This window comes from Parabacteroides sp. Y3-G-102 (assembly GCF_023656845.1).
Classification (GTDB): domain Bacteria; phylum Bacteroidota; class Bacteroidia; order Bacteroidales; family Tannerellaceae; genus Parabacteroides; species Parabacteroides distasonis.
This window is the reverse complement of sequence record NZ_JAMOKU010000016.1, coordinates 44088-66750: the sequence shown is the minus strand read 5'-3', so window position 1 is coordinate 66750 and position 22663 is coordinate 44088. Positions and strand designations below refer to the sequence as shown.

The window sequence follows — 22663 nt, the reverse complement described above, 5'->3', positions numbered from 1 at the left end:
TTATAAATCTTTAGGGTAAGCAGGCCATGCGCCACTCTGCGTACAAACATAAGCGGCTACTTTTACCGCTTTCTCATGCGCCTCACGTAAAGGTTTCCCGGTTAAGATCGAAGAGATAAACGCCCCGGAGAAAGAATCGCCGGCGCCTACCGTATCTACCACCTGTACCTTCGGGGTAGGAATCGTAGAGACCTCCTCCTCGGAAAAGATCGTACTATACTCCGCCCCGGCCGTAAGTATCAAATAGCGCAAACCATATTTCTTCATGAACCAGCGACACATATCCTCTATCGTGCCTTCCAGACCAAACATCGGGCGAAGCATTTCCAATTCCTCATCATTGATCTTGAATACGTTCGCCAATTCGAGCAACGATTCGATCAGCTCCTTCGAATAGAAATGCTGACGGATATTGATATCGAAAAAGCGCAAGGCATGACTAGGCATATAAGAAAGTAAGGTACGAAGCGTCTCACGAGATTCCGCGGCACGTTGCGCCAATGTTCCGAAGCATACGGCGTCCGCACGTTTCATCAAATCGATAGACGCTTGGGTAAGAGGGATATGATCCCATGCCACACCTTCGATGATCGTATAGGAAGGGATGCCGTTCTTTAGCTCTACCATCACGCTTCCGGTCGGATATTCCACCGTACTGATATAATTACTATCGATACCGTTCTTATCCAATTCCTGAATAATCTCGGTTCCGAACACGTCGTTGCCCACGGCACTGATCGCGTAACCTCCCGCTCCTAATTGGGTAGCGTGATACACAAAATTAATCGGCGCTCCACCGGCTTTCTTCACTTCCGGGAAAACATCCCACAATAATTCACCAATGCCTACTACTACAGGTTTACTCTTTTCCATGATATATTTTGTTTTTAATTATTTGAAGGGATAAATGGTTAATGACGTAACCGTAAACGCTCCTCCCTTCGCATTGAAACTAATGCGATTATACGGCTCTTCCGGGAAGACTAGGTTGGTCATGACAAACTCTCCATTCCCGTCGAAGGCCTCTATGCTACAATTGTCTACCAACAAGCGTAAGGTATATTCCTTAGCGGCGGAGATCGGGGCCGAGGTAGCCGTGGCGAATGTCTTGCTAAAATCCGTAGCCCCGCTGTTACGGCGATCCATCGTGAACGTATTATCCAGAAGATTATAATACATCTCCACTTCCTCGCCTTTCGAGTTAAACAACTGGAAGCTCATGATATCGGCTCCGTTATTCTTAAACTTGATCTCGATCTCATAGGTTCCCGTATGATCGGAAAGTATCGGATTGACCTCATGGGAACGGTCTACCTTGAAGGAACCTTTCTTCTGGGCTTTCCCTCTCAACTTCAACACCTCGGGAGACGGGGTGCTGCTCAAGTACGTCTGCCCGTTTTTCGTATAAAGAGCCAAGTCGCGAGGAACCGAGTTCGCACTCCGGTATTGCGAGGTCGGCACGTTATTCGCATACTCCCAATTGCTCATCCAAGCCAAGGCGATCTTCCGGTCCTCCGGAGCGTTACTCCAAGTTACCGTAGCGTAATGATCCTTGCCGTAATCCATCCATTTGGTCAAGGCCGGAGATTCATTCACGAACTGTTTCCCATCGAACGTACCTACGAAATATTGGGTAGCGGAGCCGCCAAACGGACCGCCGGGATTGATATTACAGATCAAGACCCACTTCTTCAATTCCGTACCCTTTACCGGAAGCTCGATCAAGTCCGGGCATTCCCAAACGCCCGCATGCGCTCCTTGTCCTTCCCCGAAACTGCTCTCATACGTCCAGTCCTTCAAATTGGGAGAAGAATAGAGTTGCATCTCCTGCCCTACGGCGAGTACCATGATCCATTTATTGGATTCCTTATGCCAGAAAACTTTCGGGTCACGGAAATCACGTTGCGTAGAAGTAAGGATCGGATTCCGGTCATATTTCTTGAACGTCCGGCCGTTGTCCAAGCTATAGGCCATACTCTGCACTTGCCGGTCGCTGGCCGAGGTATAGAAAGCCACGATAGCGCCAACGCCAAAACCGGCGGTATTATCCTTATCCACCACACAGCTACCGCTGAAGATCGTACCCAAGGCATCCGGAGCGATCGCCACCGGTTGATGCTCCCAATGAATCAAGTCCTTGCTGATCGCATGCCCCCAGTGCATATTCCCCCACATCGAGCCATACGGATTGTATTGATAGAACAAATGATACTCACCATCCTTGTATACCATGCCGTTCGGATCATTCATCCATCCCCAAGCCGGCGAGAAATGATAGGCCGGACGGAATTTCTCCCGGTTAGACGAATCAAACTGATCGGATAGCTTCATCTCTTTCCAGCAAAGAGCCGATTCCGGGGCAAGCTGGAAGTTGAAGGAGATATGCTTATCCGCATACCCCGAGAGATCTACCGGAACGAAATAATCCACCTTATTCACCGCCAAACGAACATTGAAAGTCCGTACCACGTCATTATCGACAATCATATATAACTTGGATTCCGGCGAGGACTCCTCGACCGGAAGCAACAAATACTTGGCTTGCGCATCCACACGGACAATGCTTTGTCCTTCGCCCAGATGCTTTATATCTATAGTACGTTCTGTCGCATATCCGGCCAACGGATCGACAGCACTTAATAAAACGACACCGACAGCCATACATAAACTCTTAAGAAGTCTCTTTGTTTGTTGTTTCATAAACGAACGGATTAAAGGATAATACAGTTTGATTCTCCGCCAAAATTAATAGGATTCTTCCGGATAGAAAAGCACTTATCCCCTAAAGATGGGGAGATATGACATTTGTGATAAAGATCGTACAAATGTTATTGATACTCGGTAGGCGTAACCCCGTAGACCGCCTTGAAACATTTAGAGAAGTAAGCGGGCGAGGAGAAACCGGTTCGGTAAGCGACCTCACTCACCGTATACGCGTTCTGCCTCAACAACTGGGTCGCCTTATTCAAGCGATAGGTACGCAAGAACTCGACGGGTGCGGTTCCGGTCAGCTCCTTGATCTTCCGGTGAAGGTGCCCCCGGGATAATCCCAAGGTCTCGCTTAGTTTCTCCACATTATATTCGGGGTCCGCATAAACCGCCTCGATCTGTTCCGCGAACTTACGCAAGAAGGTATCATCGATACTCTCCACCTTTTCCGGCTCGGACAGAAGGAGCTTATTATCCCGCAGCTTCTCCAACAAACGTTCCCGTAACTTCTGGCGTTCTTGCAATAGGTGGATAATCTTGATCTTCACGTAATCCGTATGGAAAGGCTTCTGTATATAATCGTCCGCCCCGCCGGTTATTCCGAAAATCCGTTGACGCTCATCGGTCAAGGCGGTCAATAAGATCACCGGGATATGGCTAAAGGGAAGTTGCGACTTGATCGTCCGGCAAAGTTCGAAACCATTCATCTCCGGCATCATCACATCGCTTACTACCAATGATATCTCCTCCTCTTCCAATACCCGCAAGGCATCTTTCCCGTTCGCGGCCGTCCGGATCTTGAAATGAAGGCTAAGCTCACGTTCCAAAAAGCAGCGGACCTCATCGTCATCCTCGGTGATCAGTATCGTATAAGGATAGGTCTTGGAAAGCATCTCCTTGGTTTCCGAGTCGTCCAACCGGGAGGCTTCGTAGGCTTGATGGGATACGGACGTTTCCATCAGGTCGCTATCCTCGAAATGCGCCTTTCCTTTCCGTAGGCAAACGGTAAAGGTAGTTCTTTGCCCCGGCTCGCTCTCCACACGGATCTCCCCTCCGTGCATATGTATATACTCCTTTACCAAATGCAATCCGATCCCGGTTCCCATCGACCGATCCTCCGTATAGAAACGGTCAAACAGATGCGGAAGGTTAGCGGGTTGGATACCACTTCCCGTATCGATAACCTGTATAAAGACCCGATCTCCCTCTTCCGTCAGCTCTATTCGCACGCTACCTCCCTCCGGCGTAAACTTAAAAGCGTTCGAGAGAAGATTGAAAAATACTCTCTCCAATAAGTCCGGGTCGATCCATAGCGTACATTGTTTTATCGAAGAAGTGAACGTATAGGAGATCACACGTACCGAGGCCATACTGTCAAAATAAGATTTGATCTCGCCAACGAAAGGAACCAAATCGATTTCCCGTACCGCTAGTTTCTCTTGCTTGCCTTCCACCTTCCGGAAATCCAATATTTGGTTGATCACACGCAACAAACGGTTGGCGTTCTTCTGGATCAGTCCTAGATCCGAGGCGTAAGGAGATTCCCGCAACGAGACAATCAAGCGATCCAAAGGGGCGAGAATCAAGGTCAAGGGCGTACGTACCTCGTGGGAGACATTCGTAAAGAATTGGAGTTTCTGCGCCGTCACCTCTTTCATCTCCGCGTTCAAGGAGATTAGCTTACGATTCGCCTGCCTCATCTTCCGGTTTATGTAAAAGGCGTAAATGGAAAGGGCAATAAAACCGATCATCAATAAGGAGATCACCCCTAAAGAGTTTCGCAGGAAATAAAACCGGTCGGACAAACCGTCGATGCGGGAACGCTGCGCCTCGATACGTTGCTTATATTTCTGGAGTTGGTCCGCTTGCAACAATAAGGTGCGGGCAGACTGATGATCTACCGGAGCCGTACGAAGAGGGATAAACTTATCCACCGGCTCCCCCTGAATGATACGCATAGCCGTGCGAATCACTTGCTCCCCTCCTGTCGGATAGAGGAAAGAGGCGTTGATCCGTCCATCTTCCACGGCTTCCAGACCGGCACCCGCCACAGCATCCACGCCGATAATCCGCAAATCCCGTCCTCGGATGGAATCCCATGCTATAAAGTATTCCCGGGCGGCTATGGCCATCATGTCGTTATGGGCGTAAACGAAATCTATCTGCTCGGGATGCTCTAACTTCCGAAGCTCCATCCGGGCCGTATCGACCAACCATTGTCCTTCTATCTTACGGAAAGAAAGATCCTCCCTTTCTCGCAAGGCATCGACAAAACCTTTATGTCGCTCTTGCGCCGGGGAGGTTTGCGTGAGTCCCCATATCTCTAAGATAATAGCGTTCGGGGGAAGATAATGGGCGGCGTAATTGCCTGCCGCTAGTCCGATCTCATAATTGTTCGCCCCGACAAAAGAGGTGTATTGATCGGTATTTACCTTGCGATCTGTAATGATCGTCGGGATTCCGGCACGGTACGCTTCCTCGGCAACTGCCGTGATCGGCTCGGATTGATAGGGGGAGATGATCAAGACATCCACCTTTTGGCGGATCAAGTCTCGTATTTGTTGTATTTGTGTCTCGTTATTGTTTTGCGCGTCCTTTATAATAATTTCCACATCATCATAGTTAGAGGCTTCGATACGCATATCGTTAATCATAGCTTCCCGCCAAGCATCGTCCAACATACATTGGGAGAGGCCAATAACGTGCCTCTTCTGTTTCCCCGAGCTCGTACAACCACACAATACGATCAAGGTTAACCATACTAGTAAAAAGGGATGCTTCATATACAAGAATAAAGGTCTAACGTATTTGCCACAGGGCTGGCACAACCTTGCCATGCCTGTGGCACGACAGTGCCATACGGATGGCATAGCTGTGCCATAACCAGTGGCACAACTATGCCATCAGCATGGCACTGCCATGTCATCGGTTAATGGCACTAATTATGCACCAGTGTCCCGATATTCTCTCCGCTCATCACTTTCTTCAAGTTGCCGTTGGTGTCCATATCGAATACGATGATCGGGAGGTTGTTCTCTTTACACATCGTGGTAGCGGTCAAGTCCATTACCTTCAGGCCCCGGGTATAGATCTCATCATACGTAATATCGGAGAACTTGGTAGCCGTAGGATCTTTCTCCGGATCAGCGGTGTAAATACCGTCCACACGGGTACCTTTCAGCATGACATCCGCCTCGATCTCGATGCCTCTCAAGGAAGATCCGGTATCCGTAGTAAAGAACGGATTACCCGTACCGCCAGACATGATTACCACGTTGCCTTGTTCCAGCAACTCGATCGCACGCCATTTATTATAGAACTCGCCGATCGGTTCCATACGGATAGCCGTCAGTACCTTCGCCTTCACACCTTGAGCGACCAAAGCGGAGCTAAGCGCCAAGCTATTGATCACCGTTGCCAGCATCCCCATCTGGTCTCCTTTTACCCGATCGAAACCTTTGGAAGCGCCGCTCAACCCGCGGAAAATATTACCGCCACCGATCACGATACCGATCTGTACACCCATCTCGGCGATCTCCTTGATCTGTGCCGCATATTCATTCAAGCGAACCTCATCGATCCCATATTGTTTACCACCCATCAGCGACTCACCGCTTAATTTTAATAAGATACGTTTGTATTGAGCCATGTTTTGTATATATTTAATATGTAATTCCGCAAAAGTAACGAATAATCCGATATTCGCATAAAAAAGATCGCCCCAACCGGTGTCGGGGCGATCTAAACACTAATCCCGTGTTTTGTAAGCTGCGAGGATTAGCTAAAATTATATGAAACGTTACTGGTTACTTTTTATCTAAGATCTCCAAGGTATCGGCAGCGATCATGAATTCCTCATCCGTAGGAACGACGATGATAGTCACCTTACTGTCCGGAGTGCTGATTACCATCTCCTCGCCACGCATGCCCTCGTTCTTCTCAACATCGATCTTCATGCCCATGTATTCCATGTTCTCGCAAACCGCACGACGGGTCGCCCATTGGTTCTCACCGACACCACCGGTCCAAACCAAGATATCGCAACCACCCATAGCGGCGGCATAAGCGCCGATATATTTCTTGATGCGGTAGTTATATACGTTCAAGGTCATGATCGCACGCGGATTTCCGGCAGCTACGGCAGCCTCGATCTCACGCATATCGGAAGAGATACCGGAAAGACCGGCAACACCACTTCTCTTATTGATCAAGTCGGAAAGGCCGGCACCATCCATGCCTTCCTTATCCATGATGAAAGACAAAGCACCCGCATCCACGTCGCCGCAACGAGTACCCATCAACAGACCCTCAACCGGAGTCAAGCCCATGGAAGTATCCACGCTCTTACCATTCTTGATGGCGGTAATAGAACCACCGTTACCTACGTGAGCCGTGATAATCTTCTGATCCTCATAAGGAACACCTAAGATCTCACAAGCACGACGGGATACATATCGATGACTGGTTCCGTGGAAGCCATAACGACGTACGCCATATTTCTTGTACATCTCGTAAGGCAAACCGTACATATACGCATAATCCGGCATGGTCTGGTGGAAAGCCGTATCAAACACCGCTACTTGAGGAATACCCGGGATCAAAGCCTCCATCGCCCGAACACCCTTCAAGTTAGCCGGGTTATGAAGCGGAGCCAGATCAGAGCACTCGATTACCTTATTGATTACATCCTGATTGATCAATACGCTAGAAGCGAACTCCTCGCCACCATGTACCAAACGATGACCAACAGCGTCGATCTCCTTATAGTCCTTGATACAACCATAAGTTGCGTCGGTCAATACGCTCAAGATAAACTCGATGCCTTGTTGATGGCCGGGAATCTCTCTCTCGATAACCACCTTCTTGCCCTCCTTATCCGTCAATTTCAGGAACGCGCCCGGCAAACCGATTTTCTCGATACCACCTTGAGCCATAACCTCACCGGAGGTCATATCGAATAACTTATATTTGATAGAACTACTACCGCAGTTCAATACTAGAATCTTCATATTATTAAGTCGTTAGGATTATCTATTATTTTGCGGATCTCAAACCGATGGATTGATTACAAGCGATCGCTACCATCTTATAAATATCGTCTACGGAACAACCGCGAGACAAGTCGTTCACCGGAGCGGCCATACCTTGAAGGATAGGACCGACAGCCTCAGCGCCACCCAAACGTTGAACCAGCTTATAAGCGATATTACCCACCTCCAAAGTCGGGAATACCAAAACATTCGCTTTACCGGCGATCTCGCTACCCGGAGCTTTCTTGCTACCTACAGCCTCAACCAAAGCCGCGTCGGCCTGCAACTCTCCGTCGATCTTCAAGTCCGGAGCCATCTCCTTAGCCAAGCGAGTAGCCTCCACTACCTTGTCTACCATCTCGTGAGAAGCGCTACCCTTCGTAGAGAAGCTCAACATAGCCACACGAGGCTCAACGCCTACGATATTACGAGCCGTAGCGGCGGTAGCTACAGCGATGCTAGCCAACTCTTCCGCGTTCGGATTCGGCATAACCGCACAATCGGCAAATACCAAAATACCATCATCCCCATATTGAGGAGTCTTCGTGAACATAAGGAACGCACCGGAAACACACTTCATGCCCGGAGCCGTCTTGATAATTTGCAAAGCAGGACGCAATACATTACCCGTCGTATTCTCAGCGCCGGCGATCTCACCGTCAGCGTCACCCGACTTAATCATCAGGCAAGCCAAGAACAAAGGATCTTCAACTAAAACCGCAGCCTTCTCGGGAGTCATACCCTTCTTTTGGCGAAGTTGGAAAAGCAAGTCTGCATACGCGGCTTTCTTCTCGTGATTTTTCGGATCGACAAGAGTTGCCTCACCGATGTGGTTCAGTCCGAAACCTGCCGCCAACTCCTTGATCTCAGCGGGGTTTCCAATTAAGATAATGTCTGCTACACCGTCGGCCAGTAATCGGTCGGCAGCTTTAAGAGTTCTTTCCTCGGTACCTTCGGGAAGAACAATACGCTGCTTGTCAGCTTTAGCGCGCGCAATAATGTCTTGCATTAAATCCATAGCGGAAGATATTTTATATTATTTAATAATTGTACTCGTAATCCGGCTACAAAATTAGGCATAATGCAATATAGAGTTTACAAAATAGGCAAAAGAATTACAGATAGAGATACCAGTTTCAGATCTTTTAACAGTAATTCGTCACTTCCCGCTCCCCGGAGAGTATTTGTTGCAGTTCTTCCGCTGTCACATTCACACTTAACTTACCTTTATGGGCCACGGAGATCTTTCCTCTCTCCTCCGAGACAATAATAACCAGCGCATCTGTCTCCAATGACATCCCCAACCCGGAACGATGGCGCAATCCCATATCCTTGGGAAGGGTAGCGTTCTGGGCGACCGGCAAGATACAACCGGCCGCCTTGATCCGGTTATCGGCTATGATCATGGCACCATCATGCAACGGGCTGTTCTTAAAGAAGATGTTCTCGATCAAGCGGGCATTTACATCGGCGTTGAACATTTCGCCCGTATGCTCATAGATCGCCAAGTCCATATCTTGCTGGATCACGATCAAGGCACCCGTCTTTTTCCGGGCCATATTCATACAAGCCAAGACAACAGGGGCGACAAACTTCCCTTCTTTCTCCGGATCGCCTCCTCGCTTGGAAAAAAGTTTCCCTAGGAATTTCCAGCCCCGATGCGAACCTAACGCCAACAGGAAACGGCGGATCTCGTCTTGGAAGAGGATTACCAAAACCACGAAACCTACGCTAATAAACTTATCCAAGATGGCCCCCATCAACCGCATCTCCAATACCTGCGAGATCAAGATCCATACGACGATGAATGATACGACTCCACTGAATATAGCCAATGTGCCTGAGCTTTTCATCAATTTATAGGTCTGGTACAGGAAGAAAGCCACCAGCAATACGTCAATCAAGTCTTTTATACCGAAATGCATCCACATAGTTAATTGAGAATTGAAAGTTGAAAATTGAAAATTATTTGTTGGTCATTTGACCTATGACGCGAATGGCTTCCACTGCTTCCCGCACGTCATGTACACGAAGGATATTAGCGCCGTTCAAGAGAGCGTACGTATTCAATACAGTCGTTCCGTTCAGGCTATCCGCAGGGGTTCCACCCAGTAATTTATAAATCATGCTTTTACGGGAGACTCCAACTAATAAAGGCAACTCAAAAATAGAGAACTCCTTTAAATGGCTCATCAATTGGTAATTCTGCTCCAACGTCTTACTAAAACCAAAGCCGGGATCGAGAATGATATCATTCACCCCTAAAAGCCGAAGCTGGCGTACCTTCCGGGAAAAGTACAGCATGATCTCCTCCATCATATCCGGGTAATCAGTATGCCTCTGCATAGTTTGAGGGGTTCCACGCATATGCATCATGATATAAGGCACCTTCAAATCCGCTACCGTTTGGAACATATCCGCATCCAACTCACCGCCGGAGATATCGTTAATGATAGCTGCTCCATATTCCTCTACGCAACGACGCGCAATCCCCGCACGAAACGTATCTACGGACACCGGGATATCCGGGTAATGCTTATTTAATATATGTAAGGCAAACTCCAAACGGCGCATCTCTTCCTCCGGCGTAACCTCAGCGGCATCCGGACGGGATGAATAACCACCGATATCTATCCAATCTCCTCCCTCCGATAAGATTTCCCGGATACGGTCCTCGATAGCGGTCTCGGTCTGTTTGCGGCTGCCCGCATAAAAAGAATCAGGGGTAATATTCAAGATTCCCATCACCAACGGCGTCGCTAAAGAAGTGAGTGTCCCTCTAATATTGAGCGTTTTATCTAACATGATCTTTCCTTATTTCCAGCAAAGATACAGGTTTCTCTCTTAAAATCTCCTTCTAGATTCTTCATTCTTTATTTAATTGCTACATTTGCCCCGAATTAGACAGGAATAAATATTTAACGCGATACAGTCATGAGTATTATCGACCTCTATGATTTATTTATACATAACCCTCAAATAACGACAGATAGCCGGAACTGTCCGAAGGGTTCTATCTTTTTCGCCTTAAAAGGCGATAAATTCGATGGAAATCAATATGCCGGGAAAGCCTTGGCATCCGGCTGTGTCTATGCCGTCATAGACAATCCCGATTATTATATAGGCGAACGCACGATCCTTGTTGATAACGTGCTGAAGACCTTGCAACAATTAGCGCACCATCACCGCAAGGTACTGGGGTTGCCGATCATCGGAATTACCGGAACGAATGGCAAGACCACGACCAAAGAGTTATTGGCTGCCGTACTCTCAACGAAATTCAATTTGCTATATACCGAAGGAAATTTCAATAATCATATTGGCGTTCCCTTGACCTTGCTCCGATTGACTCATGACCATGAGATGGCGGTTATCGAGATGGGCGCCAGCCATCCGGGAGACATCAAGGAATTAGTGGATATCGTCCATCCTAACTATGGCATCATCACGAACGTAGGCCGTGCCCATCTGGAAGGCTTCGGTTCTTTCGAGGGTGTGATCCGGACAAAAGGGGAGTTATATGATTATATCCATCGCTCCAAAGGCAAGATATTTATCAAGAAAGAGAACGAGTACCTTCAGTCTATCGCCAAAGGCATCGAACAAATCACATATGGAAACGGGGATGATGCTTTCGCGTCCGGACAGGTAGTCAGTTGCGATCCTTTCTTAGTGTTCAATTGGAAGCAACAAGGAAAGTTGCATACCGTCGAAACACATATGATCGGTAGTTATAACCTAGATAATGTATTGGCCGCCGTCGCCGTAGGCCGCTTCTTCAAGATCCCGGCAGAGCGTATCAGCCGTGCTATCGCCGCTTACGAGCCTACCAATAACCGTTCTCAGTTCAAGAAAACCGATAATAACGAATTGATTATCGATGCTTACAACGCGAATCCGAGTAGCATGAAAGTAGCTCTGGACAATTTCATCACCATGCCCGTACAGCCTAAAGCCATCATCCTTGGAGATATGCGCGAGCTTGGACCAACTAGCAACGAATTACACGCGGAGGTTGTCGAACAGATCAAGAAAGGCCAGTTCGACAAGGTGTTCCTCTGCGGCGAGCATTTCTCCAAGGTAGGCAAAGAGTTCTCCCCCTTCGCTACCACAGAGGCTATGACGGAGGAGCTTCGGAGGCAGCCGTTAAAGGGCTATCATATCTTGATCAAAGGCTCTCATAGCATGGGGCTGGAGAAACTAGTGGATATCCTATAAGCTATCATCGAACAAGACAGTTTTCAACTTTTGATACAAGAAGGAGAGAACCAATAAGATAACTCCCAAGATTATAAAGACGACCACTTTCCCGATCGTAGGCAAGAGCCACAGATCTACCAACACCAACTTTAGCAATACGATCGAGAAAGTGGCCAAACTAATCATCCGGACAACCTTCAGGTGCAATCGCATTCCCACCGCCATTTGCATAAAGCCGGCAAGACTCAACGAGATAGAGAAGCCTGCGCTTAATTCATCCGGCAAGCCCAACTGATTCAACAAATTATTCGTTCCCACGGCCAGTAATATCGTAGACAGCAAACAAATATATAAGGTCATCCCATGCGTACGCTTTTCTCTTGCGTCAAATGACTTATAATAGTACCGCCCCAAGACAAAAATATGCCCCCCGATTAAAAGCAAGGAAACCCATAGCAGGAACCGGGGAATAAAGAGATCATCATACCCGACCCACAAAGACATTCCTCCGAACAGGGATAAAGATAGCCCCAAGAGTAGTCCGTATCCCCCCGCATTTCTTGACACAGGCAAATAGCTTTTCCCTAATAAAACATTCGCAGCAAATAAAACCGCCACCGTAAATGTCTCGATATAGCTAAAGGACACGATCGAAGGATCTACATATGAATAGAAATCGAAAACAAAGGCTATATATAATACGACACATCCCGTCAAGAGAGGCCCTTTCGTCGATATCCTTGTCGGACGTACCAACCAAGCGTCTACCCAATACGATAGCCCCGTAAAAATACCGGTAGCGAACAAGCCATTTATAAATAGGGAAGAATCTCCGTACCGAGCCTCCATACATCCGTGGAAGACATCCATTCCGTAAGAGCCCAGCGTCAAGACCGGAAGTACCCAAGCGAATATCTCGTAAACCCGCAGACGGAAACGACTATAGAACCAGAGAATAATCATTACCTCTGAAGCCCAAAACAAGGTAATAAAGGTCCCTTCCAGTTGGATCGGGATCGTCACCGATACGAACGTAAGAGCGATACCCAATAACGTATGCATCAAGAAAGTGAAAGGTTCCCCTTTCCGTTTGATCCAAAAGAAAAGAGCGAAGTTAATAGCCGCAACAAAAAGGGTTACCAGACCTTTGTAATTCCGCTCAAGCTCCATATTCTGCAGGAGACAAAGGGCAAAGAACAGGAATACGAAATTGTTCAATCCGATCACTCCTAATAAATATTGATTGATCCCCCGGATATTGATTCGCACGATGGAAGCGACCGATAATAAGAAGATCAAATAGAAGGCGATAGAGAAAATAAGTAAATGCGTTAATTGGACACTTCCCATCAAATCCAGATCCGCAGCATACGTATAACCCGCAAAGACGATCCAAGTCAAGGCAAAACAAATTACAGGCAATTCCCCCCACTTCTTATAGATAGATAGCCCGAACATTCCTAGGTCCAAGATCATGACATAGGTAAACAGCACCCAATAACTTCCATCTCCGCTACCCACTAAGAATGGAGCGATAAATCCACCCACCAAAGCGATAATTGCCAGTTCCCTACGATTATAGAGTATAGATAAAGACGACATAAATCCGGTAAACAGCACAAGCAGAATAAAAGCGACCGTTTGGCTAAACAGCCCGTAATAATGATAGGCGATCGCCACCGTTACATAGAAGATCGCGAAAGCGCCTCCCGCCAGCAAAGAGCTAAAGGTACGATAGGAATCCTTCAAACGCCAAGCCACGAATAGAAGTAATCCACCCATCCCAAAGCCAAGGATCGTACGCAAGGTCTCGTTTATCCATTCCTTATCTATCGCATACTTCACGAAAAGCCCCATACCCAAGACGAGTATCAGGATACCGATTTTACCGAATAAGTTCTCACCGATATATTTCTCATAATTGACAGGCTTCCGCACCTTCTGGGGTTGAGGATTTTTAGCAGGTTCGACAATCGCCCTTACCGGTTCAGGTTGTACGAAAACTTCCGGCTCTTTCAAGATCTCAGGCTCCGGTTCCTTTATCTCGTCCACAACTTCCGGACTATTCTCCAAACGTTTACGCAAGGCAGCGATCTCTTTCAACAATTCCTCCGTTTTCTCTTGTGATTTGGATATCTTATTACGCAAGTTTATCCAAATCATGATCAGTAATAGAAGTATCAGTAAGGTATATTCCATAAACTCTAAAATTATAAGCTTGCCGCAATATACGCATTTATTTATGTAAAAGCTTTCCGAACCATAAAAAAGTCCCGACGATACGAATATCGCCGGGAGCAATTTTTTATCCGGTTTCCTTCCTCACGGAAATACTATCGGAAGAACTTTTTTACTTTAGTATTAACCACACGTTCCCCCATCACGGGATACTTTGTTGCGTGGAAATTATTTAATTAAATATATTTAGATAGAGACGGGACGTGCCCGCCTCTACTGTATCATTTCGAATAAAATAATTATTTAACAACCACCTTAACAGCAGCCTCACCCTCTACAGCTACAGCTACGATACCTGCCGGTACAGCGATTGTAGCGTTATCAGATGAAAGAACTGTCTCAGCAACCACCTTACCTAAGATGTTAGAGATAACAACAGACTTGCCAGCGGCACCTTGGATTGTTACAGTACCATCGTTAGCGATAACAGAGATAGCAGAAGCTCCTTCTTCAACGTTATCGTTGGATGTCGGGTGTAATGTCGTAGCCTCAGCAACGAACTCATGAGCCTCGTCACGATTATCCGTCCAAACTAATACGTTGTTGATAACTTTCAAATAAGAAGTTACATCTTCACGATCAGTCTTAGTTGCATCATCTTCGTTTGCAATCTCCTTTGTTGTCTTATTCTCGATCTTCAATGTATTATTTGCAGTTGTAACAAATGCCATTGCAGCCGGATTTACAGACATAGTCTTCAAGGTATCAACAGCAGTTGCTTTTTCACGAACAATAGCTAAAGAATCCTCACCATAAACGATAGCTTTAACAAAAGCTGCTTTCACCAAACCTTCTGTAGCATTCCAATAAGCGCTACCTTCATTTGTCTTAGATGTATATTTATCATCATCACCCTTAACCGCAGAATAAACAGAATCTTGAGGATTTACCAAGAAATATCTGTAACCATCAGCGATAGCAGCAGAGTCTAACCCATTACCTGTTGTGATGTAATAAGTAGGTCTAGTTACATCTTTTACACAAGCAGTATCAATCCACAAACCAAACAAGCTGTCGATATATTCTTCTTGACCTGCCAACTTAACCTCCGCAAACAAAGACTTAGGATTCATGGAAAGAGCTTTACCATCAGCCTCGGCAGATTTAACCAACATGTGAGAAGGAGCATTCAATGTAGCGTAGTCCGGAGATGGCTCTACTACCAAGTCAAAATAGTTGTTATTTACAGCTGAAGCTGCAGCAGAGATCAACTTACCAGTATTAACATCCAATACCACAATCTTATCACCTGTAGACAATAAATAACCATTGCCCTTAGCTGTTTTGAATGTGAACTCAGAACCAGCAACTGCAGGAGTAGCTGTATTATCTTCTTTTGCCAACTTAAATTCATTATCCTTAGCTACAACATACTCTTTTGTATATTGCTTGTAAAGTTTATAAGTAGCCGTAGCTAAAGTATCACCTAAAGCGATAGCACCTACACCAGCTTTGTGTTCATCAGCATTGCTAGTCCAGACCTTACCCGTTTTATCTTTAATTACTTCAACCTTGAATTTAGCAGCGTCTTCGGCTGTAGTTTTCTTAACCTTCAATACGCCGTCAACGATTGTATACAAATCATCAACACCCTCCGTACCGGAGATCAAGTTCAATGTATAAGCGAAGTTATCAACAGCTACCTTGTCCAAATACTTCGTAGCCATATAGTTGTATTCCTTGCCACCGGCTTTGATATCTTTCTGATATTCGAAATAGAATTCAGTACCAGCCGCTAAACTTGCAGAAGCAGCGCTATTTACAGCATCCACTCTGTAAGCGTCTTTACCTGTTACCTTATAGATCTGAGCGGCAGCAGTTGTAAGACCTTGGTTGAAGTTACGTTCAACGAATTGGTATTTACCACCCTTAGCAACTACATAGAACTGACCAGCAGGGTTATATGCATTAGGAGCATCCTTCTTCAATTCCAATCCACTAGCCGTAGCATAAACATACTTAAACTCATCACCAGATTTAACCTTGATGAAGTAAACACCATCACCAGTAGGCAATGTAGCCGGAGTGCCCTTACCTAATTTTACGGAAGGAGCGACACCTTGCTCGATTGTAGAAGGAGTACCAGAAAGTTTAGAGACTGTCAATACCTTTGAATTGGTTACCTGAGCATATACTACTTGAACATCAGCAGCAGTACCTGTAAGCGCAGCTTCAAATTTCTTAGTAGTTGTATTATAAACAGGTGCATTCTTTACATAAACAGCGACTTTATCGTTTGATAAGTCTTGAATAAATTTGAACTTTTGAAAATCACCATTCAATACTGTATGATAACCATTATCCAACCAAGTTGAGTCTTTTGCGAATTTATAGCCAAATACATCCTTTTGCCCAGCGATCGTGTACTTAGTTGTATCCAAACCGAAGTAAGTATCCTTTTCACCGATCTTATCAGCGCCAACTTCCTGCAACTGTACATAATCAGCATCAGCACCAGTCAACTGAGTAGCTACTAATTCTTTGCCCTCAAAGATGTTCTCTTGATAAGCCTCTCCAAAGTTCAAAGAGAATACAGTGAAACCATCGCCTAAGTCAGAGGCAGCCAAAGTACGAGCCTTCAAAGCCGAATTTACTTCCGAAGTGAATGCTGTAGCGGCACTAGCAATGCCCAAGGATAACTTACCTCCAGACACAACCAATCCTAAAGATCCGTTCGCAGAATAATAAGCAGAAATCTTGCCGTCAGTAGTTACAGACCACTTGTCAACACCTGCCGCTAAATTAGGTTTAGCATCTTTTTTTGCAGCGAAAGACAATACAGCACCAGTCTTTTTGTTAGTGAAGCTGTAAAGCTTGTTTCCTGTAGCATCAACTCCAGCTTCAGTAACCTTCCACATAGCAGAGTCAATAGAAGCTTTAGGAGCAGTTGCCAAATTGCTAAATGTTTTTACCACTACAGAGTCCGATTTAGCTCCATAAACAGCTAAATAATCAGAAGAACTGGACTTCAACATGGTGTAACCGTCTGTTTTGGTGATTTGGGCTGAAGCAACAGCCGAAATCATTGCAAGTCCAGCTACAAGAGTAGAAAACTTTTTGTTCATAATTCTAAAATTAATATTAATACTAGTGTTAATTAAAAGCTCTTCAATATTTTGCCCCTTCAAATTGGGCATAAAACGACTAGTCTAAACGATCGTCTAAATCTTGCGTTTTTTTAGTGCCAAAACAGGAGATTTGTTGAAAGAATCCGTTGTTTCGTAAAGGATAACCTATCCTATTGATAAGAAAGAGGATAAGCGATAAAAAAATAATGCGGAAGGGTTGTAAGTGTCGAAGAAACGCGTACCTTTGCAAATGACTAGAAAAATCGATCGTTTAGACTAGTCGTTTCTCACATTCTATTCCATCGCACATAAAATATACATCACCTATATAGTAGTATAACCTCTATGCGTATTGCATATATTATAATGTACGAGCGTACATTATATATTATCTATGTCGTTGACTGATTATCAATTCTTCTTTCTAAATCCAAATAAGCATGCTTATCGGATAAGGTGAATTTGAATATTTCCAGCAGATACACCGAGCATTATCCGCCAACAGTATTATATACGGATTATCAGCATATTACATTTACAACTAGATGTAACGCTGTTTACTTCCATATGTAAATGACTTTACTTCTAGAGGTAAACACTTTCGTTTCTACTATATGTAAATACTTTCGCTCTTGCATGGAAGCGCCTCGTTTACGCTTTTATTGGTCAAAATAACGACTATCCTATGTACTTGAACTCTTTTTTCATAAATTTGTCGCTTTATAATAAACTGAGTAAAAAATGAATACACACGAACTTTGCTGCGTAGGACACATCACCTTGGATAAGGTAGTGACACCTAAGAATACCGTCCATATGCCGGGAGGAACCTCCTTTTATTTCTCGCATGCGATAAAACATTTCGATGATATTGACTATACTCTAGTGACAGCCTTGGCTGAATCTGAGATGAAAACGGTGGAGGAACTACGAGCCGAAGGTATCGACGTTGCCGTGATGCCAAGTAAGCACACCGTTTATTTCGAGAATATTTATGGAGAGAACCAAGATAACCGTACGCAACGTGTATTGGCGAAAGCAGATCCTTTCACCGTAGAGTATCTGGAGAACATCGACTCCAAGATCTTCCACCTTGGTAGTTTGCTTGCCGATGATTTCTCTTTGGAAGTGGTAAAGTATTTAGCGGGGAAAGGCTTAGTATCGATTGACTCGCAAGGGTATCTACGGGAAGTAAGAGACAAGGATGTATTTGCCGTGGATTGGCCAGAGAAAAAAGAAGTACTTAAATACGTGCACTTCCTCAAGGCTAACGAACATGAGATGGAGGTGTTAACCGGATATACCGATGCCGTGAACGCAGGAAAAGTTATCTACGATTGGGGCGTGAAAGAGGTATTGCTGACTTTCGGAAGCATGGGATCTATCATTTACGACGGTTCCACTTTCCATAAAATCCCCGCTTACATACCGAAAGAAGTAGTAAACGCTACCGGAGCGGGTGATACTTATATGACAGGATATCTCTATAAACGTGCCAAAGGCGCAAGCATAGAAGAAGCCGGACGTTTCGCGGCAGCTATGACAACATTGAAAATCGAAGGAATAGGCCCATTCAACGGCACTAAGGAAGATGTGTTGCGATGCTTAGAGACAGCGGAACAACGAATGCCTGAGTAGTTGAAAATTGAGAATTGAAAATTATTCGCTCTCTCCTAATTTTCAATTCTCAATTCTCTATCTTTAATTATTCTTGAATGCTTTGCAGAATGTAGTCATTAGCAAGATACAAAGCCCTAACAAGCCGACCACGATATAAGCGTATTTCATATTGAAAGCCTGCGAGATCGCTCCGATCAACAAAGGTGCGATCAACGAGCCGATAAAGCTGATACTGGAAAGGATCGTCAAGGCAATTCCCACCGGAGTTCTCGATTTAGCGCCCACTAAGCTATAAATAGTAGGCACCATACACGAGATGCCCAAGCCTACCAACATAAAGCCTAAGGAATTCACGATCACCTTAACCGTCATCGATTCGAACATTCCACCCAACATGGCTGAGATAAAGAAACCTGCAAAAATAAAGAAACCCGCTAATTGCAACACCTTCTGCTTTCCTAAAACACTATAGGCGGAGTTCGTAAGAAAACGGCCTACCGTCATCATCACCATGAACACTAAGAAACCGATCTGCAAGGATTTAGGAACTTGTAGTACCGATTCGAAGTAAAGTCCACTCCAATCAAACATCGCACTTTCCACCACCAAGGCAAACAGTCCGACGATACCTAACTGGATCAACAGTATTTCCGGCTTACGGATAAAGCTCAACAATGCCGGAGCTTCTTTCTTCTCCGCTTCCTTCTCTTCCTCCGGTGACTCAACCGCCACGTCTTCCTGCAAATACTTCCGGCTTACCAAAACAGTCACTCCAATCAATAATGCAATCAACGTAAAATGCCAGAACGGAGTGACGCCGGATACGATCATGATAAACCCGATCAAAGCTCCTAAACAGGCCGCCAGACTCCAACCTCCATGAAATGAGGCCATAATCGTACGTCCATAGAGCCGCTCGATACCAATCCCTTGCGTATTCAAGGATATATCGCAAAGATTCCAGAACACCCCAAAACAGAATAAATAGACACCCAGCAGATAAATATTATGTGCCGTACCGATCGCAAATAAGGCCAAGGCATATCCCAACACACTGGCCTGCGCCATAATACGGCTTCCCAACTTCGACACCAAATAACCCGCTAACGGTATCGCCACAAACTTACCTACCGGGATCAGGAACAAGACCAACCCCCAATAGAAAGCGTAATTCACCTCAAAGAAATCCTTCACGTCCGGAATACGGCTAGCCCAACTAGAGAAACAAAGACCTTGCGCTAAAAAGAAAGAAAGCATCGCATAACGAACCCGTTCCTTGGGAAAAGCGCTACCCAATGGAGTATTCATTTTTTCATTCATTATCATTTACTTTTATTGTTATCATCTATTCGAGAAAGAGGCACGAACCCCATTCCTCCGCAAAGCTATCAAATATATCCTAATCCCCTAAGTCCTAAAAGTAGAATTTATTAGGTAGATTCCCTAATGAAAAGTATATTTGCGAAATATGCACAGGAATGTTGACTAAATCGAGGATGATATGAGAAGCTGGATTATCTTTTTAGGATTATTATTTACCACATTCACACAGGCACAAGTTATTACGGGAAGGGTTACGGACTTAAATAACCATCCTATCGAACTAGCGGTCGTGATTATACAAACGAACGATTCAGTATATGTAAACTCCACCTATACGGACTCTTTGGGCTCTTTTAGTGTCAAAGCGGAGATATCCCCTTTCCTCTTAACCGTCCAGCATCTGCTGTATGAAACGTATCAAAGCACTTATGACTCACTTACGATAGGCAATATACAACTGAACGAGAAAAGCCAGACGCTTTCGGAAGTATCTGTTACCGGAGAGCGTCCCTTAGCCAAGGTTGTCGATGGTAAAATAACCTACAGCATGCCGCATTTGTTAAAAGACAAGATGGCCGTTAGCGCTTACGAGGCGATCCTAGAACTACCGGGAGTGCGGGAACAAAGCGGGAAAATACAACTTGCCGGAACAAATGGAGTCACGGTTATCATCAATGGCAAGACCACCAATATGGGTGAGAGCCAATTGGAGAATCTGCTTAAGAATATGCCCAAAGAACGTATTCAAGAAGCAGAGATCATGTATAGCGCTCCACCCCAATATCATGTACGCGGGGCCGTGATTAATCTGGTCCTTAATAACGGTACTTCCGAGACTCCCAAACTGCAAGGACAAGTCAATGCTCTATACAACCAAGGGCATTACGCTAATTACCAAAGTGGCGCTACTCTCGTTTACAACGCGCCTAAATATTCTACCGATCTCATGTACTCCTTCGGCTACCACAGGGAACGGACAGGTGAGGATATCTTATCACACCATTTATTCGATGGTAAGACCTACGAGATCGAGCAATTCGACAGAGGACATACCCGGCTCCCAGTCCATACCATACGCCTAGGCAATGATTGGTTCTTGAACGATAAGAACAAACTAAGCTTCGCCTATACCTCAGAGATCCAGCAATGGACTCATCCTTTCACCTCTTCTGTAGGAACCTATTCGGATTCCGAAAACAGAAAGAAATCCGACAAACCGATCCAGATGCATAATCTGGCGCTCGACTATGCCTCCGGGTTCGGCCTTAATGTAGGGATTGATTTTACCGCTTACATCAATCTTACGACACAATATTACCAAGAGAAGAAAGCCGGGAAAGAAGATGCCTTCAACGCTAAATCACAACAAGACATCCGTAGGCTCTCCGTCTACGCGGACCAGAACCATAAATTAGGAAAAGGCTGGATGCTCAACTATGGGACAAAATTCAGCTTCGCCTCAGACAAAAGTTCTCAGGTATATCATTCACTGCGCAAACACGATTGGTCCATCTCTAATAGTTACAGTAAACTGGATGAATATGTATATGATTTATATACCGGCTTTTCCAAAAGCTTCTCTGATAACCTATCCGTAAACGCCTCTTTGACCGGAGAGTATTACAAACATAAGGAGATTGATTATTGGAGCTTATTCCCAATGATGGAAATCACGTACCGAGCCCACCCCAGCCACATCCTGCAATTATCCGTTTCTTCAGACAAGACCTATCCCAGCTATTGGGAGATGCAGAATACGGTGTCTTATCTGAATGGATATACCGAGATACAAGGTAACCCGGATTTAAGGCCGTCCAGACTCTACTCTGCCCAATTGAACTACATCCTAAAAAACAAATACATTTTCACGCTATACGCAAATTATATAGACAATAATTTCAACCAGCTCCCCTATCAATCCTCCGAGAGACTAGTTCTTATCTATAAGACACTGAATTTCGACTATTCCAGTAAGCTAGGCCTAAATGTAATGATACCATTCAAAGCCGGCTCCGTGCTTGATTCCAGATTAACGTTAAACGGTTATTATGACAAGATGAAATGTGATAATTACCATGATATAAGCTTCAATAAAGATAATCTGGCATTCTATGCCGAATTAAATAATACGTTCAACATCTCATCGAAGCCTACTATCAAAGCGGAAGTATCCGGTTCTTATATTACCCGCAACATTCAAGGCCAATGACGATCAGCAGTATGTATAACGTAGACGCCGGCTTGAAATGGATCTCCCCCAACGGCAAAGCGGAGATCTCTTTAAAAGTGGATGACATGTTTAATTCATGGGTCCCAAAAGATCTTAATCTCCAATACAAAACACAAGACTTACATATGCGTATGATCCCGGATTCCAGACGAGTCTCCTTATCCTTTATCTATAAATTCGGAGATTTTAAAGCTAAAGAGCATAAAGAGGTGGATAGTTCCCGATTCGGGAAATAAAAGTCGATG

Annotated in this window: 15 protein-coding genes; 4 read left to right on the top strand and 11 right to left on the bottom strand. The window is 45.2% G+C overall.

What is annotated here, in order from left to right:
- The 8 genes from NBH16_RS10010 to folP form a co-directional block, all read right to left on the bottom strand.
- Positions 1–873, bottom strand: a complete 873-nt coding sequence (locus NBH16_RS10010) for a carbohydrate kinase family protein (RefSeq protein WP_250788450.1) — start codon at positions 871–873, stop codon at positions 1–3.
- Positions 874–891: 18 nt separating this feature from the next.
- Positions 892–2700 (bottom strand): glycoside hydrolase family 32 protein, encoded by a 1809-nt coding sequence (locus NBH16_RS10005; protein WP_250788448.1) that lies wholly within the window; start codon positions 2698–2700, stop codon positions 892–894.
- Positions 2701–2828: 128 nt separating this feature from the next.
- Positions 2829–5492, bottom strand: coding sequence for a hybrid sensor histidine kinase/response regulator transcription factor (locus NBH16_RS10000; RefSeq protein ID WP_250788446.1), 2664 nt, complete (start codon positions 5490–5492; stop codon positions 2829–2831).
- 155 nt (positions 5493–5647) lie between these two features.
- The gene (pyrH, locus tag NBH16_RS09995; protein WP_005867363.1) at positions 5648–6358 is read right to left on the bottom strand and encodes a UMP kinase; all 711 of its coding nucleotides are present in this window, start codon (positions 6356–6358) and stop codon (positions 5648–5650) included.
- A gap of 157 nt (positions 6359–6515) precedes the next feature.
- The gene (locus tag NBH16_RS09990; RefSeq protein ID WP_036614670.1) at positions 6516–7718 is read right to left on the bottom strand and encodes an acetate/propionate family kinase; all 1203 of its coding nucleotides are present in this window, start codon (positions 7716–7718) and stop codon (positions 6516–6518) included.
- Between the two features lie 25 nt (positions 7719–7743).
- A complete protein-coding gene (gene pta / locus NBH16_RS09985) occupies positions 7744–8757 on the bottom strand; it encodes a phosphate acetyltransferase (RefSeq protein WP_048927088.1) in 1014 nt (337 codons plus the stop codon).
- Between the two features lie 127 nt (positions 8758–8884).
- Positions 8885–9670: a diadenylate cyclase CdaA gene (gene cdaA / locus NBH16_RS09980; RefSeq protein ID WP_010182378.1), complete on the bottom strand. Its 786-nt coding sequence runs from the start codon at positions 9668–9670 to the stop codon at positions 8885–8887.
- A gap of 34 nt (positions 9671–9704) precedes the next feature.
- Complete coding sequence (folP, locus tag NBH16_RS09975; RefSeq protein ID WP_048927087.1) at positions 9705–10544, bottom strand: dihydropteroate synthase; 840 nt, start codon at positions 10542–10544, stop codon at positions 9705–9707.
- A gap of 129 nt (positions 10545–10673) precedes the next feature.
- Here folP and NBH16_RS09970 point away from each other — a divergent pair, with 129 nt between their 5' ends.
- Entirely contained in the window at positions 10674–11957 is a 1284-nt protein-coding gene (locus NBH16_RS09970; protein ID WP_250788445.1) for a UDP-N-acetylmuramoyl-tripeptide--D-alanyl-D-alanine ligase, read from the top strand.
- On the opposite strand, the gene NBH16_RS09965 is transcribed toward NBH16_RS09970, so the two are convergent.
- The gene (locus NBH16_RS09965; RefSeq protein WP_048927222.1) at positions 11952–14138 is read right to left on the bottom strand and encodes a DUF2339 domain-containing protein; all 2187 of its coding nucleotides are present in this window, start codon (positions 14136–14138) and stop codon (positions 11952–11954) included. The two genes, NBH16_RS09970 and NBH16_RS09965, sit on opposite strands and share 6 nt — an antisense overlap.
- Positions 14139–14416: 278 nt before the next feature.
- On the bottom strand, positions 14417–17314 hold the full coding sequence (locus NBH16_RS09960; protein ID WP_250788443.1) for a DUF6383 domain-containing protein: 2898 nt from the start codon (positions 17312–17314) through the stop codon (positions 14417–14419).
- A 672-nt stretch (positions 17315–17986) separates the two neighbouring features.
- On the opposite strand from NBH16_RS09960, the gene NBH16_RS09955 reads away from it, so the two are divergent.
- Positions 17987–18883 (top strand): PfkB family carbohydrate kinase, encoded by an 897-nt coding sequence (locus NBH16_RS09955; RefSeq protein ID WP_005867349.1) that lies wholly within the window; start codon positions 17987–17989, stop codon positions 18881–18883.
- Positions 18884–18946: 63 nt separating this feature from the next.
- On the opposite strand, the gene NBH16_RS09950 is transcribed toward NBH16_RS09955, so the two are convergent.
- Positions 18947–20185, bottom strand: a complete 1239-nt coding sequence (locus NBH16_RS09950) for an MFS transporter (RefSeq protein ID WP_081024123.1) — start codon at positions 20183–20185, stop codon at positions 18947–18949.
- Between the two features lie 181 nt (positions 20186–20366).
- On the opposite strand from NBH16_RS09950, the gene NBH16_RS09945 reads away from it, so the two are divergent.
- Positions 20367–22397: an outer membrane beta-barrel protein gene (locus NBH16_RS09945; protein WP_005867347.1), complete on the top strand. Its 2031-nt coding sequence runs from the start codon at positions 20367–20369 to the stop codon at positions 22395–22397.
- Complete coding sequence (locus tag NBH16_RS09940; protein WP_005867346.1) at positions 22394–22654, top strand: hypothetical protein; 261 nt, start codon at positions 22394–22396, stop codon at positions 22652–22654. Before NBH16_RS09945 ends, NBH16_RS09940 begins: the two co-directional genes overlap by 4 nt.
- The last annotated feature ends 9 nt before the right edge of the window (positions 22655–22663 follow it).